Source organism: Paenibacillus sp. FSL K6-1558 (assembly GCF_038002565.1).
Classification (GTDB): domain Bacteria; phylum Bacillota; class Bacilli; order Paenibacillales; family Paenibacillaceae; genus Paenibacillus; species Paenibacillus polysaccharolyticus.
This window is the reverse complement of the sequence record NZ_JBBOCV010000001.1, coordinates 5,688,508-5,708,604: the sequence shown is the minus strand read 5'-3', so window position 1 is coordinate 5,708,604 and position 20,097 is coordinate 5,688,508. Positions and strand designations below refer to the sequence as shown.

At 44.1% G+C, this 20,097-nt stretch carries 18 protein-coding genes; 5 read left to right on the top strand and 13 right to left on the bottom strand.

The window, feature by feature from the left end:
* Positions 1 to 109: 109 nt before the first annotated feature.
* The 8 genes from MHI38_RS24860 to MHI38_RS24825 all read right to left on the bottom strand — a co-directional run bounded on the left by MHI38_RS24860 (position 110) and on the right by MHI38_RS24825 (position 8,246).
* Positions 110 to 1,072: an ABC transporter permease gene (locus MHI38_RS24860; RefSeq protein WP_341181815.1), complete on the bottom strand. Its 963-nt coding sequence runs from the start codon at positions 1,070 to 1,072 to the stop codon at positions 110 to 112.
* Positions 1,073 to 2,152, bottom strand: coding sequence for an ABC transporter permease (locus MHI38_RS24855; RefSeq protein ID WP_090922198.1), 1,080 nt, complete (start codon positions 2,150 to 2,152; stop codon positions 1,073 to 1,075).
* Positions 2,145 to 3,683: an ABC transporter ATP-binding protein gene (locus MHI38_RS24850; protein WP_090922196.1), complete on the bottom strand. Its 1,539-nt coding sequence runs from the start codon at positions 3,681 to 3,683 to the stop codon at positions 2,145 to 2,147. Before MHI38_RS24850 ends, MHI38_RS24855 begins: the two co-directional genes overlap by 8 nt.
* A gap of 199 nt (positions 3,684 to 3,882) precedes the next feature.
* The gene (locus tag MHI38_RS24845; RefSeq protein ID WP_341181814.1) at positions 3,883 to 4,923 is read right to left on the bottom strand and encodes a BMP family lipoprotein; all 1,041 of its coding nucleotides are present in this window, start codon (positions 4,921 to 4,923) and stop codon (positions 3,883 to 3,885) included.
* 574 nt (positions 4,924 to 5,497) lie between these two features.
* A complete protein-coding gene (rplT, locus tag MHI38_RS24840) occupies positions 5,498 to 5,857 on the bottom strand; it encodes a 50S ribosomal protein L20 (protein ID WP_017689664.1) in 360 nt (119 codons plus the stop codon).
* 88 nt (positions 5,858 to 5,945) lie between these two features.
* Positions 5,946 to 6,149 carry a 50S ribosomal protein L35 gene (gene rpmI / locus MHI38_RS24835; RefSeq protein ID WP_017689665.1) on the bottom strand — a complete coding sequence of 68 codons (204 nt, stop codon included), beginning with the start codon at positions 6,147 to 6,149 and terminating at the stop codon, positions 5,946 to 5,948.
* A gap of 24 nt (positions 6,150 to 6,173) precedes the next feature.
* A complete protein-coding gene (gene infC / locus MHI38_RS24830; protein ID WP_139168915.1) occupies positions 6,174 to 6,668 on the bottom strand; it encodes a translation initiation factor IF-3 in 495 nt (164 codons plus the stop codon).
* 339 nt (positions 6,669 to 7,007) lie between these two features.
* The gene (locus tag MHI38_RS24825) at positions 7,008 to 8,246 is read right to left on the bottom strand and encodes a glycosyltransferase family 2 protein (protein ID WP_090922190.1); all 1,239 of its coding nucleotides are present in this window, start codon (positions 8,244 to 8,246) and stop codon (positions 7,008 to 7,010) included.
* A gap of 711 nt (positions 8,247 to 8,957) precedes the next feature.
* On the opposite strand from MHI38_RS24825, the gene MHI38_RS24820 reads away from it, so the two are divergent.
* Positions 8,958 to 9,485 (top strand): phosphatase PAP2 family protein, encoded by a 528-nt coding sequence (locus tag MHI38_RS24820; protein WP_090922188.1) that lies wholly within the window; start codon positions 8,958 to 8,960, stop codon positions 9,483 to 9,485.
* A 50-nt stretch (positions 9,486 to 9,535) separates the two neighbouring features.
* On the top strand, positions 9,536 to 10,687 hold the full coding sequence (locus MHI38_RS24815; RefSeq protein ID WP_154886917.1) for an MGDG synthase family glycosyltransferase: 1,152 nt from the start codon (positions 9,536 to 9,538) through the stop codon (positions 10,685 to 10,687).
* A 112-nt stretch (positions 10,688 to 10,799) separates the two neighbouring features.
* On the opposite strand, the gene MHI38_RS24810 is transcribed toward MHI38_RS24815, so the two are convergent.
* The 3 genes from MHI38_RS24810 to MHI38_RS24800 all read right to left on the bottom strand — a co-directional run bounded on the left by MHI38_RS24810 (position 10,800) and on the right by MHI38_RS24800 (position 14,329).
* Complete coding sequence (locus MHI38_RS24810) at positions 10,800 to 12,353, bottom strand: ABC transporter substrate-binding protein (RefSeq protein WP_154886919.1); 1,554 nt, start codon at positions 12,351 to 12,353, stop codon at positions 10,800 to 10,802.
* Positions 12,354 to 12,451: 98 nt separating this feature from the next.
* Positions 12,452 to 13,387: a carbohydrate ABC transporter permease gene (locus MHI38_RS24805; protein ID WP_244159348.1), complete on the bottom strand. Its 936-nt coding sequence runs from the start codon at positions 13,385 to 13,387 to the stop codon at positions 12,452 to 12,454.
* Positions 13,388 to 13,423: 36 nt separating this feature from the next.
* On the bottom strand, positions 13,424 to 14,329 hold the full coding sequence (locus MHI38_RS24800) for an ABC transporter permease (protein ID WP_090922181.1): 906 nt from the start codon (positions 14,327 to 14,329) through the stop codon (positions 13,424 to 13,426).
* A 385-nt stretch (positions 14,330 to 14,714) separates the two neighbouring features.
* Here MHI38_RS24800 and MHI38_RS24795 point away from each other — a divergent pair, with 385 nt between their 5' ends.
* Positions 14,715 to 16,979 (top strand): AraC family transcriptional regulator, encoded by a 2,265-nt coding sequence (locus MHI38_RS24795; RefSeq protein ID WP_154886921.1) that lies wholly within the window; start codon positions 14,715 to 14,717, stop codon positions 16,977 to 16,979.
* A 67-nt stretch (positions 16,980 to 17,046) separates the two neighbouring features.
* Here the strand turns inward: MHI38_RS24795 and trmB are convergent, their stop codons facing one another.
* The gene (gene trmB, locus MHI38_RS24790) at positions 17,047 to 17,802 is read right to left on the bottom strand and encodes a tRNA (guanosine(46)-N7)-methyltransferase TrmB (RefSeq protein WP_154886924.1); all 756 of its coding nucleotides are present in this window, start codon (positions 17,800 to 17,802) and stop codon (positions 17,047 to 17,049) included.
* Positions 17,803 to 17,953: 151 nt separating this feature from the next.
* Complete coding sequence (locus MHI38_RS24785; protein WP_090922175.1) at positions 17,954 to 18,154, bottom strand: hypothetical protein; 201 nt, start codon at positions 18,152 to 18,154, stop codon at positions 17,954 to 17,956.
* Positions 18,155 to 18,468: 314 nt separating this feature from the next.
* Between MHI38_RS24785 and MHI38_RS24780 the strand changes: the two genes are divergently transcribed.
* Positions 18,469 to 19,422: a TIGR01212 family radical SAM protein gene (locus MHI38_RS24780; RefSeq protein ID WP_154886926.1), complete on the top strand. Its 954-nt coding sequence runs from the start codon at positions 18,469 to 18,471 to the stop codon at positions 19,420 to 19,422.
* The gene (locus MHI38_RS24775) at positions 19,423 to 20,007 is read left to right on the top strand and encodes a class I SAM-dependent methyltransferase (RefSeq protein ID WP_154886928.1); all 585 of its coding nucleotides are present in this window, start codon (positions 19,423 to 19,425) and stop codon (positions 20,005 to 20,007) included. It abuts the gene before it with no gap.
* Positions 20,008 to 20,097 lie beyond the last annotated feature (90 nt).

Sequence of the window (20,097 nt, the reverse complement as noted above, 5' to 3'; positions counted from 1 at the left end):
AAAAAGTTGGGTACTACAATGGAGCACACAAAAAAAAGACCCGCTCAAAATCGCAGGTCTTTTCTCGAAATTATGTTTTGGATACCAAATGATATCCGGTTTGCTAAAGTTACCTTTTACCAGGATCATACGGTTCGCCCAGCGCAGATGGAGCCGAAGAACGTCCAACCGCAGCCACCAGAACGATAATCGTAAGCAAATAAGGCAACATGAAAATAATTTCCTGGGGAATACTCTGTGACCATTCAAACAATTGCACATAGTTACGGATCGCTTGAGAGAATCCAAAAAATACAGCCGCGCCGAAAGCACCGATTGGATTCCATTTACCAAAGATCATCGCTGCAATCGCAATGTAACCTTGACCGGAAACGGTATTATGCGAAAACGTACCTGTTGTTGTCAATGTAATGGCTGCTCCGCCAATCGCCGCAAGCGCACCACTGATCATAACAGCAATGTAACGGTAACGACGAACTTTAACCCCGACAGTATCCGCCGCGCTTGGATGTTCACCTACAGAACGCAGACGAAGTCCAAACGGTGTTTTAAACATAATGTAATATGTCAGGAATACAAACAAAATCGCTAGGTAAGTCGTTGGATATACATTTTTGAAAAATGCTTCTCCAAGCAAAGGAATGTTTTCGAGAAACGGCACATTAAATTTGCTGAAGCCTTGTACCAAAGGTGAATCACCTGAACCTTCAAACAGCAGTTTTACCAGATACAGTGTACTTCCTGCCGCTAAAAAGTTAATGACGATACCACTGATAATCTGATCAGCTTTAAACGTAATGGATGCTACCGCGTGAATAAGTGAAACGAGTACACCAAGCACGATGGCAAGCAGTACCCCCATCCACGCCGATGTTGTCCCGCCCATACCCGCTTCTTGGGCATAGTGAGCACCAATACCGGCCGCGAACGCACCAAACACCATGAAACCTTCAAGTCCAAGGTTTGTTACCCCAGATTTTTCCGAGAATATCCCGCCAAGGGAAGCAAAAATCAATGCCGTAGCAAAGACAAGCGTCGTATTGATAATTTGCCCGATTGTCAACAAGTCCATCTACAACACCTTCTCTTTCTTGCGCTTGGAATAGAACGGTTTAAGTACCCAGCGCACGATGCCTTGTGCGGCAATGAAGAAGATAATCGAACCGATGACAATCCGAATAATCTCAGGTGGTACATCCGCAGCAAAGCTCATTCCTGCAGAACCGTAAGTAAGCGTACCGAAGAGCAACGCACCAAGTAACACTCCAAACGGATGATTTAGACCAATCAAAGCAACTGCGATCCCGTCAAACCCGGTGCCTGGAGAACCTGACATTACGGTCTGATACTGAAATACCCCGAGAACCTGGAATGCTCCGCCAAGCCCTGCGAGCATGCCACTGATAAACATCGCTTTGACGATATTCCGATTAACATGCATACCTGCATATTCCGCTGCATTCGGGTTATAACCGACGGCACGGATTTCATATCCCTGCTTTGTTTTCCACATGTAGATATAAAAGAGCACTGCCATTACAAGAGCAATCAACGTTCCCATATGAACACGTGAATTGCCCATCAATTCAGAAAGCCAAGTCAGACTGATAGAGGCCGACTCGCTGATATCAACGGAGCGGTTCTCCCCTTGCAAAAGCAAAAATTGACGCACGATCAGATTGGCTAAATATAAACCAATCCAGTTCAGCATAATACTACTGATAACTTCGTTGACCCCGCGTGCAGCTTTCAGGTAACCAGCAATTGCTGCCCAGAGCCCACCAAATACCGCACCCGCAATTAGCGCCAGTGGTGCATGAATATAAATAGGCAGACCAGTAAACTTCACACCTACAAACGTAGCTGCTGTCATCCCTACGAGAAACTGTCCTTCGCCCCCGATATTAAACAACCCGGCACGAGCCGCAAAAGCAAAAGCAAGGCCCGTCATAATGAGCGGTGTCATTTCCCGCACAGCTTCCCCGAAGTTGTACATGTCACCAAATACTTTTTTGAATAAAGCACCGTATGCTTCAAACGGGTTATATCCACCAATTAACATAACAATTCCGCCGAGAATAAGTCCCATCAGAATCGCTACAACAGGCAAAATAAACGAATCTCGGGTAAACCATTTTAACACTTTATTCATGCACAGTACCTCTCTTTTGGGTGCTGCCCGCCATCATCAAGCCAAGCTCCCTGTCATTGGTTTCTTCCGGCAGCACCTCGCCAACGATCTGTCCTTCATAGATAACCGCGATGCGGTCTGAAACGTTCATAATCTCATCGAGTTCGAACGAAATCAATAAAACAGCCTTCCCCTGATCGCGCTGAGCAATCAATTGCTTTTGCACGAACTCGATAGCCCCTACGTCCAATCCACGTGTTGGCTGGGCAGCAATCAGCAATTCAGGATTTTTATCCACTTCACGGGCTATAATGGCTTTCTGCTGGTTTCCTCCCGACAAGGAACGTGCTTTCGTCTCGATACTCGGTGTTCGCACATCGAATGCTTCTACCAGCCGCTTGGCCTGCTTTTTAATCGCATCAAAATTCAGGAAACCTTTGCGCGTATACGGCTCCTTGTAATATGATTCCAGAACGATATTTTCACTCACCGAAAAATCCAGAACAAGCCCATGCTTATGTCGATCCTCCGGAATATGAGCAACGCCCGCTTCTGAGATGTGACGAGGAGAGTGATTGGAAAGCTCTTTTCCTTGCAAACGGATCGATCCGCTATCCACTTTGCGCAAACCTGTCAAGGCTTCAATCAATTCACTTTGACCGTTACCGTCTACCCCGGCAATACCAACAATCTCTCCAGCACGCACATTTAAGTTCAGATCGTTCAGAACCGCGATACCTTCTTTATTTTTGGCCATCAGCTTGCTGACCTCAAGTACATTGGCTCCAGGTGTGGCAGGCTTCTTATCCACTTTAAACGTAACGTTTCGGCCAACCATTTTTTCTGCAAGTTCATTCGGATTGGTTTCCGAAGTTTTGACCGAATCAATGACTTTACCACGACGAATAATCGTAACCGTATCCGAAATTTCCATAATTTCTTTCAGCTTGTGCGTAATCAGAATGATCGACTTGCCTTCAGCGACAAGCTTTTTCATGATGACCATCAGCTCTTTGATTTCTTGTGGTGTCAGTACTGCTGTTGGTTCATCAAAGATCAAAATGTCCGCACCGCGATATAGCGTTTTAACAATCTCAACACGCTGCTGCATGCCGACAGAAATATCGTGAATTTTGGCGTGAGGATTTACTTTGAGTCCATATTGCTCGGACAAGCGCTGTACTTCTGCAGCTGCCTTTTTATAGTTAATGTTGAGACCCTTTGTAGGCTCGGATCCCAAAATAATGTTCTCTGTTACCGTGAACGGCTGCACAAGCTTAAAGTGCTGATGCACCATACCGATGCCAAGATCGATCGCCCGGTTTGGACTGTCAATGATGACAGGTTTGCCATTCACTTCAATGGAACCTTCATCTGGCTGATAGAGACCAAAAACAATGTTCATCAATGTTGACTTACCAGCGCCGTTTTCGCCCAGTAGAGCATGAATTTCGCCTTTCTGAAGCTGAAGGCTGATGGCGTCGTTGGCAACAATGCCTGGGAAACGCTTCGTTATCTGTTTCAACTCAACGACGGGGGTTGCTGCACCCATGTAATCACCCTTATAACTGATATAGTTTGGTTCCGCAAACGAAAGAAAAGCTCCTACTCGGAGCACTATTGCAATGGTTAGATTGTACAAATGTTATAATGCCTTGATCAAATGTTCCTGGCTTTACAATCACAAGGCCGGTCAAGACCGGCCCGGATGATTATGATACAGCAGATATCAAAATGACTACGAATTCGTATTACTCAGTAGGTACTTTGATTTCGCCGCTGATGATTTTTTCTTTGTATTCGTCAACTTTAGCCAGAACTTCTGGTGATACATTTTTACTGGAAGTGTCCGCAATGCCAACGCCGTTTTCTTTCAGCGTCAGATTCTCAGATCCACCCGCGAATGTACCGTCAACAACTTCTTTATTCACGCGTTTAACCGCTTCGTCTACTTTTTTGATCATGGAAGTCAGTGTCACTTCATCGCCAAATTCAAGGGATTGGTCTTTATCCACACCGATAACCCATACATCTTGACCTTGTTTTTTACGAGCAATCGCTTCATTGAACACGCCGTTACCTGTTGCACCGGAAGCGTGGAAAATGATGTCAACGCCTTTGTTGTACAATGTAGCTGCAGCTGCTTTACCCAAGTCAGGCTTGTCAAAAGCACCTGTGTAGTTAGAGATGAATTCAGCTTTAGGGTTTACTGCTTTAACCCCTTCTCTGAAACCAACTTCAAACTTTTTGATCAGTGGACTATCCATACCACCTACGAAACCAACTTTGTTTGTTTTAGTGCTAAGACCAGCAACAACACCAACAAGATAAGAACCTTCTTCTTCAGCGAACGTTACGGATTTCACGTTAGCTGCATCCACTACGCTGTCGATGATCGCCAGTTTAGAGTCAGGGTTTTGCTCTGCTACCGTTTTGATCGCATCAGCCAGTTGGAAACCAATACCCCAAGTGAGATCATATCCACCTTTAACAAATTCGTTCAAGTTTGGAATATATTCTTCATCGGATTTACTTTGCAGGTATTTAACTTTAGCACCTGTTTCAGTTTCGGTTGATTGCAGTGCTTCCCAAGCCGATTGGTTAAAGGATTTGTCGTTCACGCCGCCTACGTCAGTAACCATACCGATTTGAACATCGGATTTGGCTTCAGTGGAAGTTCCACCATTGTCTCCTCCGGCATTTGTTTCTTCTTTTGGTTTGCTTCCGCATCCTGCGAGCATAACCGATACTGCCAGCAACATTACCAGAGACAGGCTAAGCATCTTTTTCATTTCTCTTTTTCCCCCTTAATAATATGTCCCTTTCAAATCTCGTCTGCATTGCACGGATCAACAGATATAAAGAACAGGTTAAAAGCGAAATGTTTCGCCAATGGCTCACTAAAAGCGCATTCTTTTGCTCGATGCATCTGTTCATCTGTCGAAAAGCCGAACATTATGACCCGAAAAGAAAAATTTAGGACTGGCCTACTAGAGGTGATTATACAATCAACCAGTGTTAAAATCCAGATGTATAATCACCAAAAAGCACTTATTTTTGTATTTTTTTTATTGAAAGCGCTTAATAATTTAACGTTTTAACACACTAACGTTACAACGATGTGATGTTATATAACAAAAATATCACACCTACTTCTAAATTTTCGTAAAACCACTCTAATTCATTTGTATTATTGTACCGTTCGTGTTTTATGTAATGCCATGCTGTGTTATTCACCAACGGCGCTCGCACTCTGCTATCACTTCCAGCTTTTGCGATAAGTTTAGGTTGTTCTTCCTAAGCCGTTTTTATTCTCCAGTCCGTAAAAAAAGCCGCCATAGGTACGGCGGCTTACTTCATACAGATTTAAGCGTTGATTTTACCTTTAGCTACAGTAGCCAAAGAGTTGAACGCATTGATGTCATTAACGGCCAGATCAGCCAGCATTTTGCGGTTCATGTCTACACCAGCAAGTTTCAATCCGTGGATCAATTTGTTGTAAGACAAACCGTTCATACGTGCTGCAGCATTGATACGAACGATCCACAGTCTGCGGAAGTTACGTTTTGTGTTGCGACGGTCACGGTATGCGTATACCAGGGATTTCATTACTTGCTCATTAGCTGTTTTAAAGATACGGTGTTTGGAACCGAAATAACCTCTTGCCAGTTTCAAAACCTTTTTATGACGACGACGTACTACAAAACCGCCTTTTACTCTTGCCATATTAAAGAACCTCCCAAATAAATATAAATGTATCCGTGGTATGTGTATGGCCGAAGCCAATCCCCCGTACGGAATCTACTATTTTGAATTAACCTTTCAGGTTAGCCAAACCTTGTTTCAAACGTCTCACGTCACCAGCAGCCATTACAGGGTTGCCGTTCAGAACGCGCTTAGCACGTTTGGATTTGTGAGAAAGCAAGTGGTTTTTGTGAGCTTTGTAACGAAGGACTTTACCGGAACCGGTAATTTTGAAGCGTCCTTTCAAACTGCTGTGTGTTTTCATTTTAGGCATGTTGTGTTTCCTCCTCCAATGTTATCAGGCTTTAGGAGCCAAGATCATAATCATACTGCGGCCTTCCAGTTTCGGTTGACGTTCAACGGTACAAAGTTCTGCAACTTCTACCTTAACGCGTTCCAAAATCCGTTGACCAATAGACGCATGTGCAATCTCACGTCCGCGATAACGAACGGAGCATTTCACTTTGTCGCCTTCTTTCAAAAACTTAACTACATTACGAAGCTTCGTTTGATAATCGTGCTCCTCAATATTGGAACGGAACCATACTTCTTTAATGTCAACAATTTTCTGGTTCTTACGGGCTTCTTTTTCTTTCTTTTGTTGCTCATAGCGGAATTTGCCATAGTCCATGATGCGGCACACCGGCGGTTTAGCCTGTGGGGCCACATTAACCAGGTCCAAGTTCAGGTCAATTGCCATTTGAAGTGCTTCACGAATGGGAGTGATCCCGATTTGTTCTCCTTCAGCTCCGACAAGGCGTACTTCCTTCGCCCGAATCTCGTCATTAATCATGTGATCTTTACTAATAACCGTCCACCTCCAGGTCATTTTGAATATCCTGTTACACAAAAATAAAAGGGATGCCGGTCAAGCTACCGACATCCCTGTAATCAACACAATTCTTCATGAGTATACACTTCATAAATTATTGGGATCGTTGACCAGCCAACGTATGTTGGTCAGGTGAGAAGTCGGACTTCTGCTTGTGATTCCATTTTGCTATTTGTTTAACGCACTTGAATACTATAACATCTGCCAACAAACATTGTCAACACACAAAACACTTTTTTTCAAAACAGTGTGACAACTTTCATAGCTAGGCAGAGGTTCACCAATTAATCTATCCAAAAGTTAGCCTTGTTTGCTCTGTACTTCGTCCAGGCGTACAACCCGTGTATGTTGCGTGTGGCTCCATTGTTTGTTGTTTTGCGTAAAGAACGCATAAAACGTAATTGGATACCATGACAACAAATAAATCGGGAAAAGAATCAGATACAGATACACTTTAGCAAACTTGACTTTTTCGAGCGCCATGGACAACAGAAACGTTAACACGTTCATGCCGATCGCTATGAATCCAACCCACAATGGGAAATATCCATAAATGTTAGCGATATGTGGGCCGTCCAATACGTAAATATCAATTGACATGACAGCCGTCAACAGGAAAGTGAGCAACACCACATACACATTGGCACCATACACAGCAAGGTCAAACTTCACGAGACTTCTTTCTTTAATGGACTGCCATAACAATGGGAAGAAGTATCTTCTTGCTACCGTAAAGTGCCCTTGCATCCAGCGTAAACGTTGTCTAGCTGAAGCTTTAAATGTCAATGGTTTCTCATCGAAAACTTTGGCATCATAGTTAAACACCGGATACACATTACGCTGTACACTTCGCATCGTAAACTCCAGGTCTTCTACAAGGCTTGTAGCGCCCCAGCCAATTTCTTTCAGCAGATTGGTTTCGAAGCACATCCCTGTACCGCCGAGGAAATTCGCCATGTTCAGGTTGTGACGAGACAATTGCCACAGACGGTTGATATACCAGTACGATACACCATAAGCCGCAGTGATCCATGAATCTTCAGGATTTTTCGTATCGATGTATCCCTGAATAACGCGTGCTCCATTGCACAAGTCATTGTTCATTTCGAGCAAGAAGTTTTGCTCAACCAGATTATCAGCATCAAGCATTACAACCGCATCATACTGACGTGGCAAATCCCACAGGTATTTAAGCATCCACTCGATGGCGTGCCCTTTACCTCTCAAGTCTGGATTCGTACGTACACATGCATTCCAACCATGCTGACGAACGATTTCTGCCGTGCTGTCTGTACAGTTGTCACAGATGACAAATACATCGTACAGATCTCTCGGATAATCCAGTTCCTTCAGGTTTTCCATCAACGCACCAATAACTTGTTCCTCATTGTGTGCAGCAACCAGCACAGCAAATGATTTTGTTGCAGGATAATTTTTCTTTTTCTTTTTCTTATACAGACCGAACAGCGAAAACGTGAATTGGTACACGGCAAGCAGTGCCAAAATGACCTGCAGCGTGACGAATATAGCGTCCAACATCGTTCTCTGTTACCCCCTTTTAGATAAAACCCAGATTACTTTAGCATTTTCTCTTCCTGATTCTGCATTTTATTTTTTTTGTAATTGCAGAATATGACCCTGTGCTTTTGTGTACTACGTCAGTTATTCAGACAATGTTTCAAATCATGGCTGCGGCCAGTTGGCTGCTTTATCGATTCTGTATTCTTTTCAGCAATTTGTCAAAACCCCAATTCCACTTTCTGAAGCAGAAATGTGAACTTTAAACGCTGAATAGCCACTCCGTGATGCCACAACCTCGCATTCATGCCTGATATATCTTATTTTCAGCCGTTTTCTTGATTTTTATTTCTAAAGTCCCTTCTTTTTGATGTGGCTTACTGCAACTGAACCGCCTCTCTACATCAAATAACGTAAATGGCCACCAAAAAGTTTAATCTAAAACTCACATTTTTTTACCTCATTTCAGCCATGTTGAATCATTGTATCTTTTTTAGCAGAATGAAGTCAAAAAAGACCATTGGTTTTTCATCCACTCTTTTACATGAATTTTACGTTCTTTACATGTCTTCTTCTTGAAAAGGACAACATTTAAAAATATGATAAACATATGCCTGAAATAACCTCAAGACCTTCAAAATCGGTTATATACTTAACAGGTGGCAAACCGACACGGGTAACTTCCCGGAAATACTGCCGTCCTCGGGACGGCCTAACTGGCAGGAGGCCAATATGAGCCGTTTTTTCTTAAAGTTTCAAAAGTACGATCGTAATGTGTTTATGTGGATTAACGGCCGGCTTCATAATCGTTTTATGAATTTCTGGCTGTACTATTTCACCCATCTTGGTGGAGCAACTTCTTCCATTGCAGTATCTTTGTTAATCTGGCTACTGGCCCCGGCTCCATGGAGTACGACTGGACTTCAAGCCTGTATCGCATTAGCGGTAAGTCATATTCCTGTAGCCATTGCCAAAAAATTGTATCCTCGCATTCGACCTTATCTGGCCTTGCCTGATACAATAACGTTTCGCAACCCACTGACAGATCATTCGTTTCCGTCGGGGCATACAACCGCTATTTTTTCGGTCACAGTACCCTTTATGACTACTGAGCCGTTTCTATTGCTGACTTTGCTTCCCGTGGCCCTTATTGTCGGATTCTCTCGAATCTATCTGGGGCTACACTATCCGTCCGATGTTTTGGCAGGAGCCACAATCGGTACTTTAGTCGCACTTGCTACAGTTGCATTCTGGACTTAAAGCCGATATGTTAGACTCAGGAAAACCTAGCAGGAACAGGTGAAGCAAGCGTGGAGAAAAAAAGAATCTTACTATTATCTGAGGGCTTTGGCGCAGGGCATACCCAAGCTGCTTATGCATTGTCCAGCCACTTACGAAAACTGTCGCCGAATATCCAGACCAAAGTGCTTGAACTCGGAAGCTTTCTTAACCCGAAAGTAGCACCACTTATCCTTAATGCATACAAAAGAACGGTGACCAATCAACCCAAACTTGTTGGATACATGTACAGACAGCAATATAAAAAGCCATTGAATCGGTTAACAACTCTTGCACTGCACAAAGTGTTTTACACCCATACCCGCAGTGTGGTGCGTCAGTTGCATCCGGATGCTATTGTCTGCACGCATCCCATTCCAAGTGCGGTTATATCCAGGTTAAAGCGGTTAGGTACGAAGGTGCCTTTATGTAACGTTTTAACGGATTATGATGCACATGGTACATGGATTAGTCCTGAAGTGGATCTGTATCTCGTCTCCTCAGACGAAGTTAAATCCAAGTTGATGCAACGAGGCGTATCCGTAGAGAAAATCAAAGTAACCGGTATCCCGGTGCACCCAAACTTCTGGGAGCATCCCGTGCACGACGAGATCCGATCCAGATTTAACCTAAAAAAAATGCCTACCGTGCTTGTGATGGGCGGTGGTTGGGGAATGCTCAGTGACAAAGTTGTTCACCAATTGTTAGCACGCTGGCATGAAGATATCCAGATTATTTTCTGTCTCGGACGTAATGACAAAATTCGGATTAGCATGGAACAGGACCCACTGTTCCAACAAGAAAATATCCACATTATCGGGTATACAACGGAAATTGATAAATTAATGGAAGTCTCTGATCTACTAATTACAAAACCAGGCGGAATGACTTGCAGTGAAGGTTTGGCAAAAGGTATTCCGATGCTGTTTCATAATCCGATCCCGGGTCAGGAGGAAGAGAATGTACATTATTTTACGACCAGAGGATTGGGTGAACGAATTACCTCCCTTGATGTGGTTGTAAAGTGGATGAACAAACTGCTTCATTCCTATCCTGAGGTGCTTCAGAAGCGAAAACGCCATCTGGCCGAGATAGCCAAAGTACATCCGATGGAAAGCGCGCAGTCTATTATGAATTTGTTACAGGATATACGGCCTGTATCATCAGAGTCGACCCGTTTATAACCTTGTATAGTTAGAAAATTCCGTCCTTCTTGTCTCTTATAACGAAGAGAAAAGGTGCCTTCGAAACTGAAGGCACCTTTTTTTTCTTAAGTCTGCAGAATAACCACAGTGCTTATTGTATACCAGCAGATTTCAGATACTCCTGCCATTGCTTTGTATACTCGGACTGAATTTTGTCCAGACCGGCTTGTTTTGCTTTTTCCATAAACGTATTCAAACCGCCCTCTACATCCGCAACAAGGCCTACGTTAAGTGGATACAGATATTGCTTCTCGACTTGCTCCAAAGCCGCTTTCTCAGCTTGATAAGGTGTCCAATCCTCGGCAAAACCAGTGAAGATATCCGGTTTTTTGATCTTATCAAGGTCTTTAAACATAGCGAGAACATCATCAAAGCTCTTGTCATACAGCATAAACTCCGGATTACGCCATGCCCAGCCATTCATACCTTCACGCGGGAAACCATTGCTTTGTGCATCGCCAATCATATGATAGTATCCGTCTTTTACTTCAAAGTTTTTGCCTTCCACACCATACTCGGTCAGCCAGTTGTAACGTTTGTCGGTTACAAGCTTCTCGTAAAATTCCAGTGCTCTTTCCGGATTTTTACTGCTCCGCGGAATGGCAAAACCGTTGTGAATCGGATGCACCGGCTGTGCAAAACCTTTCGCATTCGGATATGGGAAATATCCGAGTTTCCAGTCCGGGTGAGTGGACTGAACCTTGATCACATCAGAATTGAATTTGTTCGGATTCTCACCAGCGAGAATGACAGCTGCTTTACCATTTTGCAACAGGGAATTGGATGTATCCTTCACATTCAGTACGTTTTTCGGGAAAAAGCCTTTATCCATCCAGCGTTTGTATGTTTTCAGATCTTGTAAATGCTGTGGTGAGCCCCAATAGGACGTCACTGTTGATGGTGTATCATACATAATATCCAGGCCATATGGAAGCTGACCCGCCGTATTTACCAGCTTGGAAGTCAATTGACGAACACCATGCGTATGGTTTGCATTGCTGTCTGCAATCGGAATCATGTTGGGCTCATTCGCCTTGATGCCGTCCAGGTATGCTTCGAGCGTTTCCATCGATTCCGGCTTCGGCAGATTATACTTCTCACGCAGGTCTTCACGGTATGCAATACCTTCCGTTACGTATTCAATCCACGTGGATGGAACCGTGTAGATTTTGTCATTAATCTTAACAGCATTCCACATATCATCCGGGACATGAGATTTGAGCTTTGGTGTTTTTGCCAACAGTTCATCCAGCGGCAGGAAAGCACCTTTCTTCGCATAAGACTGGTAGTTCGTCCAGTCTGCTGTAAAGATTAAGTCAATCGGCTGTCCGGAAGACAGCAACAATTTATATTTTTGATCCCAGTCCGTCCAAGACGTAAAGTTGAATTTTACATTTACATTCAGATCGGCTTCAGCCAGCTTGTTAATCTCCGACTCAATCACAGGCAGGTCTTTCGGAGCATCTCCAAGCATGTAAAATTGCAGGGTTACTTTTTCGCCTTTACTATCCGATGAGCCTCCCTGAGCATTACCTTGCGCATTCCCTCCAGAACCGCCGCCGTTACATGCGGCCAGCACGCCAGCAAATAACATCAGAACAAGTACCATAGACAGGTGCCGAATCATTTTTTTACGCATATGCATCCTCCCTTTTTGTGTTAAACCTATATGTTAGCGCAGACCCGCTATACATCAGACCATTCATATCCTCAGTAGGCTGACGTCCCCAGCGTGTGTACGTTCTAACCTTTTACAGCTCCAATGGTGAGTCCTTTGACAAAATAACGTTGAACAAACGGATACAGGAACAAAATCGGGCCTGTTACGATGATCGCCATTGCCATCTTGGTCGACTCTGTTGGAACGTCTTGACTGAGCGTTACCCCCGTACCAATCGCCATCTGGTCAATGAAGGTAATCGTATTCATCGTGTTGTACAAATAAAATTGGAGCTGGTACATATCCGGGTTGTTGATAAACAAGGAAGATGTAAACCAGTCATTCCAATAACCCAGGGCAAGAAACAGTCCAACGGTTGCAATGCCCGGCATCGCCAGTTTTAACACAATGCTGAAATAAATCCGGAAATCGTTGGCACCGTCAATCTTCGCCGATTCGATCAGTTCATCCGGCACCGCGGAGCGAATAAAGTTTTTCATCAGAATGATCAGAAATGGTGTCATTAACCCTGGGAAAATGAGTACCGTATACGTATCTGTCAGATTGAAGTAGTTCGCCAGCATAATGTACCAGGGCACAAGACCTCCGCCAAACAACGTTGTGAAGTAAATGAAAAAGGAGAACGTGTTCCGGTATTTGAAATCTTTACGCTGGAGTACAAATCCCGCCATGGTGATAAAAAACAGACCCAGTGTTGTTCCCACAACCGTTGTGAACACCGTAACGCCATACGCTTTGAGAACTTGTGTGGGGAATTTGAATACCATTTTGTAACCTTCCAGAGAGAAGTGTGTTGGAAAAAGATGATAACCATCCCGCACGATCGATTCGTTGCTGCTGAATGAACCTGACAAAATGAGCAGGAATGGCAGCAGACACATCAATGACAAAACAATGATGATACCATAGGCAATTAGCTGAAAAGCCAAGTTGAATTCCGAATCTTTGGCACGGGTCCGGGTCCGTATCCGTCTTTGGGTATGCGTTTGTGTGCTCATAGTTGTTCTCCCTTCTGCCGTATAGGCGTGCTTATTCTAGAACAAGGCGTAATCTTCGTTAATTTTGCGGATAATGTAGTTGACCGTCATGATGAGAATGAACCCGAATAATGATTGGTACAAGCCAGCTGCTGTTGCCATACCGATATCAAAGGTTACTTTCAGTGAACGATAGACATACGTATCAATGATATCTGTAGCGTTGTAGAGCACGCCGTTATTCCCGATCAATTGATAGAACAGGTCAAACTGTCCTTTCATGATGCTGCCAAGCGAGAATAACAGGAGAATGACAAACGTTGGTTTGAGCATTGGCACTGTGATGTACCAGATCCGCTGAAAGATGTTCGCTCCGTCAATGCGCGCCGCTTCATAATACTCGTCACTTATTCCCGTTATAGCGGCCAGATAGATGACCATGCTGTACCCGAGGTTTTTCCATAAGTAAAAGATAATGATCAGAAACACCCATATCCATGGTGTGTTGTAGATATCCACCGGCCCTGCCTCAAAACGTTTGAGCACGGTATTCACAAACCCAGATTCATAGTTAAACATGTTGTAAGCGATTACACTTAATAGAACAAAAGAGATAAAGTACGGCAGGAACATGACGGACTGGGTTATTTTTTTGAACAACTTGCCCCGAATTTCACTGAGCATGATCGCACAAAAGATCGCCAGACCGTTCCCCAGTATAATGAAAGCCAGGTTATACCCTACGGTATTGGTCGTAAGTTTCAACAGCATTCCCGATTGCCAGAGAAATTTAAAGTTGTCTAACCCGACAAACGGGCTTCCGAATAATCCTCCTGCAAAATCATAACTGGTAAATGCGTAGTAAATACCGACCATCGGAAAATACGAGTTAATGAGAAAAAAGATCAGCGTGGGTAGCAGCATCAGAAACATGATTTTGTTTTTGTTCAATTCTTTGAGCATGGCTCGATCCCTCCCAAAATGTAACGGTGAAGCTCTGAATTCATTGTAGACTGACTTCTTCGTTAATGAATACTGAAGCTTCCTCCCATTGGTGAACGATACTGCGAATTAAGAAGTGAACAAAATGTACTAATTATGAAATGAACGCATGTACGTTCACAAAAGTTGATATCGTGCATAACTCCAGCCGAATGAACAATCCCGCGAAAGTTGAACTTTATCTAGGGAAAAGGAACCAAAACGCTTGTCCACCATTGATGTAAACGCATACATATTATATAATTCAAGTTACCTTGTACTTCTGTTTTGCTACATATGAAATTCAGTACTTCTTATGAAAAATACATAAGTTCACTCATATCAGAAGGTTCGAGGGGGAAAAAGAATGCGCAAACGTTCAGAGGACAGCCAGAAAGTGTTCACGCGGATTCTGATCGGTATTATTATCAGCACCGCCGCAACGCTACTTGTGGCATCAGCCATTTTATACGTTAACTACAATCGAATTGCTCTCCGTCAAGTCTATCGTACCGATGTGAATAGCCTCACCCAGACCAGCCGTGAAGTGGCCAAAATGACTGAAAGTGCCAAGTCTCTCTCCTACCAGATTTATCAGGACTACACGATCTCTTCCTTAATGCTCTACTCTAAGCCCAGTATCTATCAGATCACTTCGGCCATGGAGCAACTCGATAATTACCGTATGTCTCTTCCTTTTATTGAATCCATCTATGTATATAACTCTAAAAGCAGTGAATTTTTTATCAGTTCCGACGGGGTTCGCAATGGGCAGCAGTCTATATCCGAGATCGATGACCAGGGGATTAAACATATTCTGGATCGTTTCCATGACTATAAACCGTTTGTACCTATTCCGAGAACGTATAAGGTCGGCTCAACCGAAGCCAGTGAGGTGAACAGCTACACTTACCTGTGCTACGACACCATTAACGACAACGCCAAGCTCAATTACGCCGTTATCGTCAACATTAAGGATGACTGGCTTAGCCCCAATATGAATGCGGCAGACCAGCCTGGCAAAACCTTCATCGTGAATGAACAAGGCGACTTGTTGTCCGATTTTGGTGATCGCCCACTGCTTAACCATCTCGCAAACGAAACCTTCATGCGTCCAATTATGCAGGATACGGAGCATTCTGCTTATTTTACCGAGCAAGTGGATGGGGAAAACTCACTTATCACCTACACCGCCCCAGACAGTCTAGGATGGCGTTATGTGCGAATCACCCCCTATGACGTGATTACAGCCGATATTCGCGGTATGCGCACGCACACCCTGTTATTCTGCCTGGGGTTACTGGCCGCGGGTCTGATTCTCTCTTATCTTGTATCGCGCAAGCTATATCACCCGATTAACAACGTACTTGTCCGCATGCGCGTGATGGAAGCCGAACGCCGGGGTAGTCTGCACTTGCTCAGACAGGATTTTTTACGAGGTGCGCTACAAGGGCGGGAAACCGTAACCTGCAATATGCTGGAAGAGCGGATGAGGTTCTACGGTTCCCCCATAGATGTACATCAACCCTCAAGAATGGTGCTTTTGCGCATCGACCATTATACCGAATTTTGCGAGACTTATCGGGATGATACCAAGTTAGTCAAATACGCAATGATGAACATTTGCACCGAAACCGCAGATATTCACTATTATGTTGAAGCTGTGGATATGGGCGGTGACCTGATTACGCTTCTGTTTAATGAAAAATCGAAAAATGATTCTTTGTCAGAGAATGAGGCTTCGGCTTCGCATCAAATTGAGGAATTGCTACGTATGATGCAGGCTGCAGTCATGACCCATCTCAAATGCTCCATCTCCTGTACGCTGGGTCCAGAGGAAAATTCACTGGAGGAATGTATTGAAGGTTACGCTCGTTCCGCTGAAGCATCGCTGCATCGCCTGTTCATGGGGCCAGGTTGCTTGATTCATACCGCAAGCATTATGGCGTATCAGAGCAAAGAGTATACTTTTCCCGCAGGCAAAGAAAGACAGCTTGTGGAATGCTTAATGACCGGCAAAACTGAGGAAGCCAAGCTAATATATGCAGATATCGTGAGTGAGACGGCCGCTTATCCGTTCACCGTCTTTCAACTCGCTCTGTCCCATCTGACGATGACCCTTAATCATGTTCGCAATACCCTTAAGAAGAACAATCAACTTACACTGGATTCCGTTTCAGGCAGTTTGATGCTTCCGGTGAAAAATGCTGAGGATCTCAGCGAGGTGCATGAACATTTTTATCGGATGTTTGACGAACTCGGCTCCAAGGTGGAGGAAAAACGCACACTCAAGCATGAGGAACTTATTCGGAGAATCAACGATATTGTTGAACGGGATTATGCTGACCCGAATCTGTGCTTAACCTCAATCGCAGAGGAATTAAGCATGTCGCCAATCTATGTCAGCAGGTTATATAAACAGCTCACATTGAAAGGACTTACAGATGTCATTAATGAGACACGCATTGCTAAAGCACAACATATGCTCGTGCAGACCGAAAATTCCGTTGCGGATATCGCCGAGCGAACCGGTTTTACCAACAGTTCTTATTTTTATCGGATGTTTAAAAAATTGAACGGCGTAACCCCTAACGATTATCGCCGTAAAGAACTTCATTCTGAGCATCTGTAACCTTTGTTTATAAAAGAAAAAGAGCGGTACCTTGGAGCAATGCATTTGCCCTTGGATACCGCCCTTTTTATGCTTCGTCCTGATCTTCACCAGACTCGTCTGTCGCTTCACGCACTTTGTACTTATCCAGACGCATTTCATTGTACTCTCGTAAAGCCTCTTCCCCTACAATCACTTCGACCCGATGAATGTTCATGCCTTTACCCATGAATTTTTGTTCATACTCGGTCATGACATGCTCTTCATTCAAACCCTCACGGTGCAGGTTCAGAGACAAATTCGTCATCTGCAAGCCAAAATCAGCGATTGAGTTCAGGGAGAACTCAAACAACGTTTCTGAATCCGTTTTAAAATGAATCTGTCCTTTGGGATTCAGCAACTCAATGTATTTTTTCAAGAAACGTGGGTGTGTCAACCGGCGGCGTGCATGTTTCGCTTTTGGCCAAGGATCACTAAAATTCAAATAAATGCGTTCCAGTTCCTTCGGATCAAACACCTCTTCGATCTGTTCGATGTTCGCAAGCGCCAGCTTCAAGTTCGGGGGTGTCTCTACCTCAGCTTGACTCCAGGCGTTACGCGCCTTCTCACTGGCACGACGAACGAGCTCATCATACATATCGATACCGATAAAATTATATTGTGGATATTTATAACTCATTTGGCTGATAAATTGACCTTTACCCATGCCAAACTCGACAAAGATCGGATGATCATTGCCGAACAGCTCCGCCCACTTGCCTTTGTGTTGCTTTGGCTCCAGTACAACAAGATCCTCTTGTTGCTCCAGATTTTCTCTAATGCCTTTTCTACCACGTAAACGCATGTTATTCCTCCGTTTGTCCATACTTGTCTTAGACTCATTTTGCCCAAGAACCGGCAAATTGTAAAGAGCAATGAAAAAGGAATCTCCGGACCTGCCACGTTGGGCAAATCTCAAAGATTCCCTTCTCGATTTATTTGGAATTGGGGTCCAACTACTTTAGTAGTTCATAGTCTACCTTATCTTGGTGTGAAAAATCAAATGTCTTTTCGAAAGCATCGCGAACTTTTTGTCTTGCAGCCGCTTTCACTTTCGGATTTCCATTAAAACGAACGCCTGTCAGGGCCAGCGCCTCTTCTGCCGTCAGTTCAACAGATACATGCTGGAATTCGTTATTTTTAACTTGGGAATTCATTCATATCACCTCACGGTATAGTATGATCCATGACGTCAACATTCATTCAAATGCCACGATGAAAACTACTCACTGGATGGTGTCTGACGCTGATTTAAATATAACACAAGGTGTAAACTACATCAAGTAAAAAACCTTGATTTGACGGCCTTTTTTTTCGTTTGCATTCCCCTTTTTTTCGGATTTTTGGTACAATAAATGACGAAAACCGCACAGCATCTGCATACCCTGCTCAGGTATGATATTACAGAATAAGAAATGAACCAAAAAAGGATTACATTTTAAGCCATAGACCTCAAAGGAGTACCTTGAAAATGAATGCACCAGCTACACAAGCGCCACTAATGTGGGGGGATAAACGGTTCCATACCTGGAATTATGAAATGCGAGATCAATTTAACAACAAAGTATTTAAAGTGATGCTGGATGCCGGGTTCACCTGCCCGAATCGGGATGGCTCCATTGCCAAAGGGGGCTGTACCTTCTGCAGTGCAAGGGGTTCAGGCGATTTTGCAGGAAGCAGACGTGAAGACCTCGTCAGCCAGTTCAATACGATTCGCGACAGACAACATCTGAAATGGCCTTCGGCTCACTATATCGGTTATTTTCAGGCGTACACCAACACCTATGCACCAGTCGAAGAACTGCGTGAATACTTTGAAGAGATTTTACAACAGCCCGGCGTTGTCGGTTTATCCATTGCTACTCGCCCGGACTGTTTACCGGATGACGTTGTGGAGTATTTGGCAGAGCTTAATCAGCGTACCTATTTATGGGTAGAGATGGGACTGCAAACGATTCATGATTCCACTTCGACTTTGATCAACCGTGCACATGATACGTCGTGTTATGAAGAAGCGGTAGAAAAGCTACGTAAACACAATATTCGAGTCTGCACGCACATTATCTATGGCTTGCCGCAAGAAACCCACGAAATGATGCTGGATACCGGTCGCGCGGTGGCAAATATGGACGTGCAGGGCATTAAGATTCATCTGCTTCATCTCATGCGCAAAACGCCGATGGTTAAGCAATATGAAGCGGGTCTGCTTCGTTTCCTTGGACAGGATGAGTATATCAAGCTAATTGTAGATACCCTCGAGATGCTCCCACCGGAAATGATTGTACATCGTCTTACAGGAGATGCCCCGCGCGACCTGCTTATTGGCCCCATGTGGTCATTGAACAAATGGGAAGTTCTGAATTCCATCGACCGAGAACTGCGTAAACGCGATACATGGCAGGGTAAGTATTGGAGGGAGGCATAAATGGGCTTTCTATCGGTTCTCAGCTGTGCACATCAATGGATTGGTTCTCGGCTCCAGCCAGGAGATTTCGCCATTGATGCCACGGTGGGCACAGGTGCTGATACCTTGTTTCTCGCAAAGCAGGTAGGCCAGCGAGGTCAGGTCATCGGATTTGATATTCAAAACGAAGCGCTAACACTGGCTCAGGCCAGGATTCGAAAGCAATCTGAAAGCAGCAAACTCGGCTCTATTTCCATGATGGAATTAAGCCATGCACGCATGGCCGAAGCCGTACCGGGCGCCTGGATTGGTAAAGTAGGAGCTATTATGTTTAATCTGGGTTACTTACCGGCTGAAGGGGCAGATGCTTCTATAATGACAGAAACAACGAGCACAATCACAGCACTTGAAGCTGCTATAAAGTTATTGCGTCCACGCGGTATAATTACTGTCGTGTTATATCCGGGTCACGAAGGTGGCGATCAGGAAGCTGATGCTGTATCTACATGGGCAACCGCTTTACCTGTCGAACAGGCTCAGGTTGTGATGTACCGCCAGTTGCAACGTCAAACTTCACCTTATTTAATCGGTATTGAAAAAAAATAAAAAATAATTCTCTTTGTTCACCAAATGAAATACACTGAACACATTGACTGGACAAGCCTTTGCTGGTTCACTCAACATCGCAGTTGCCAC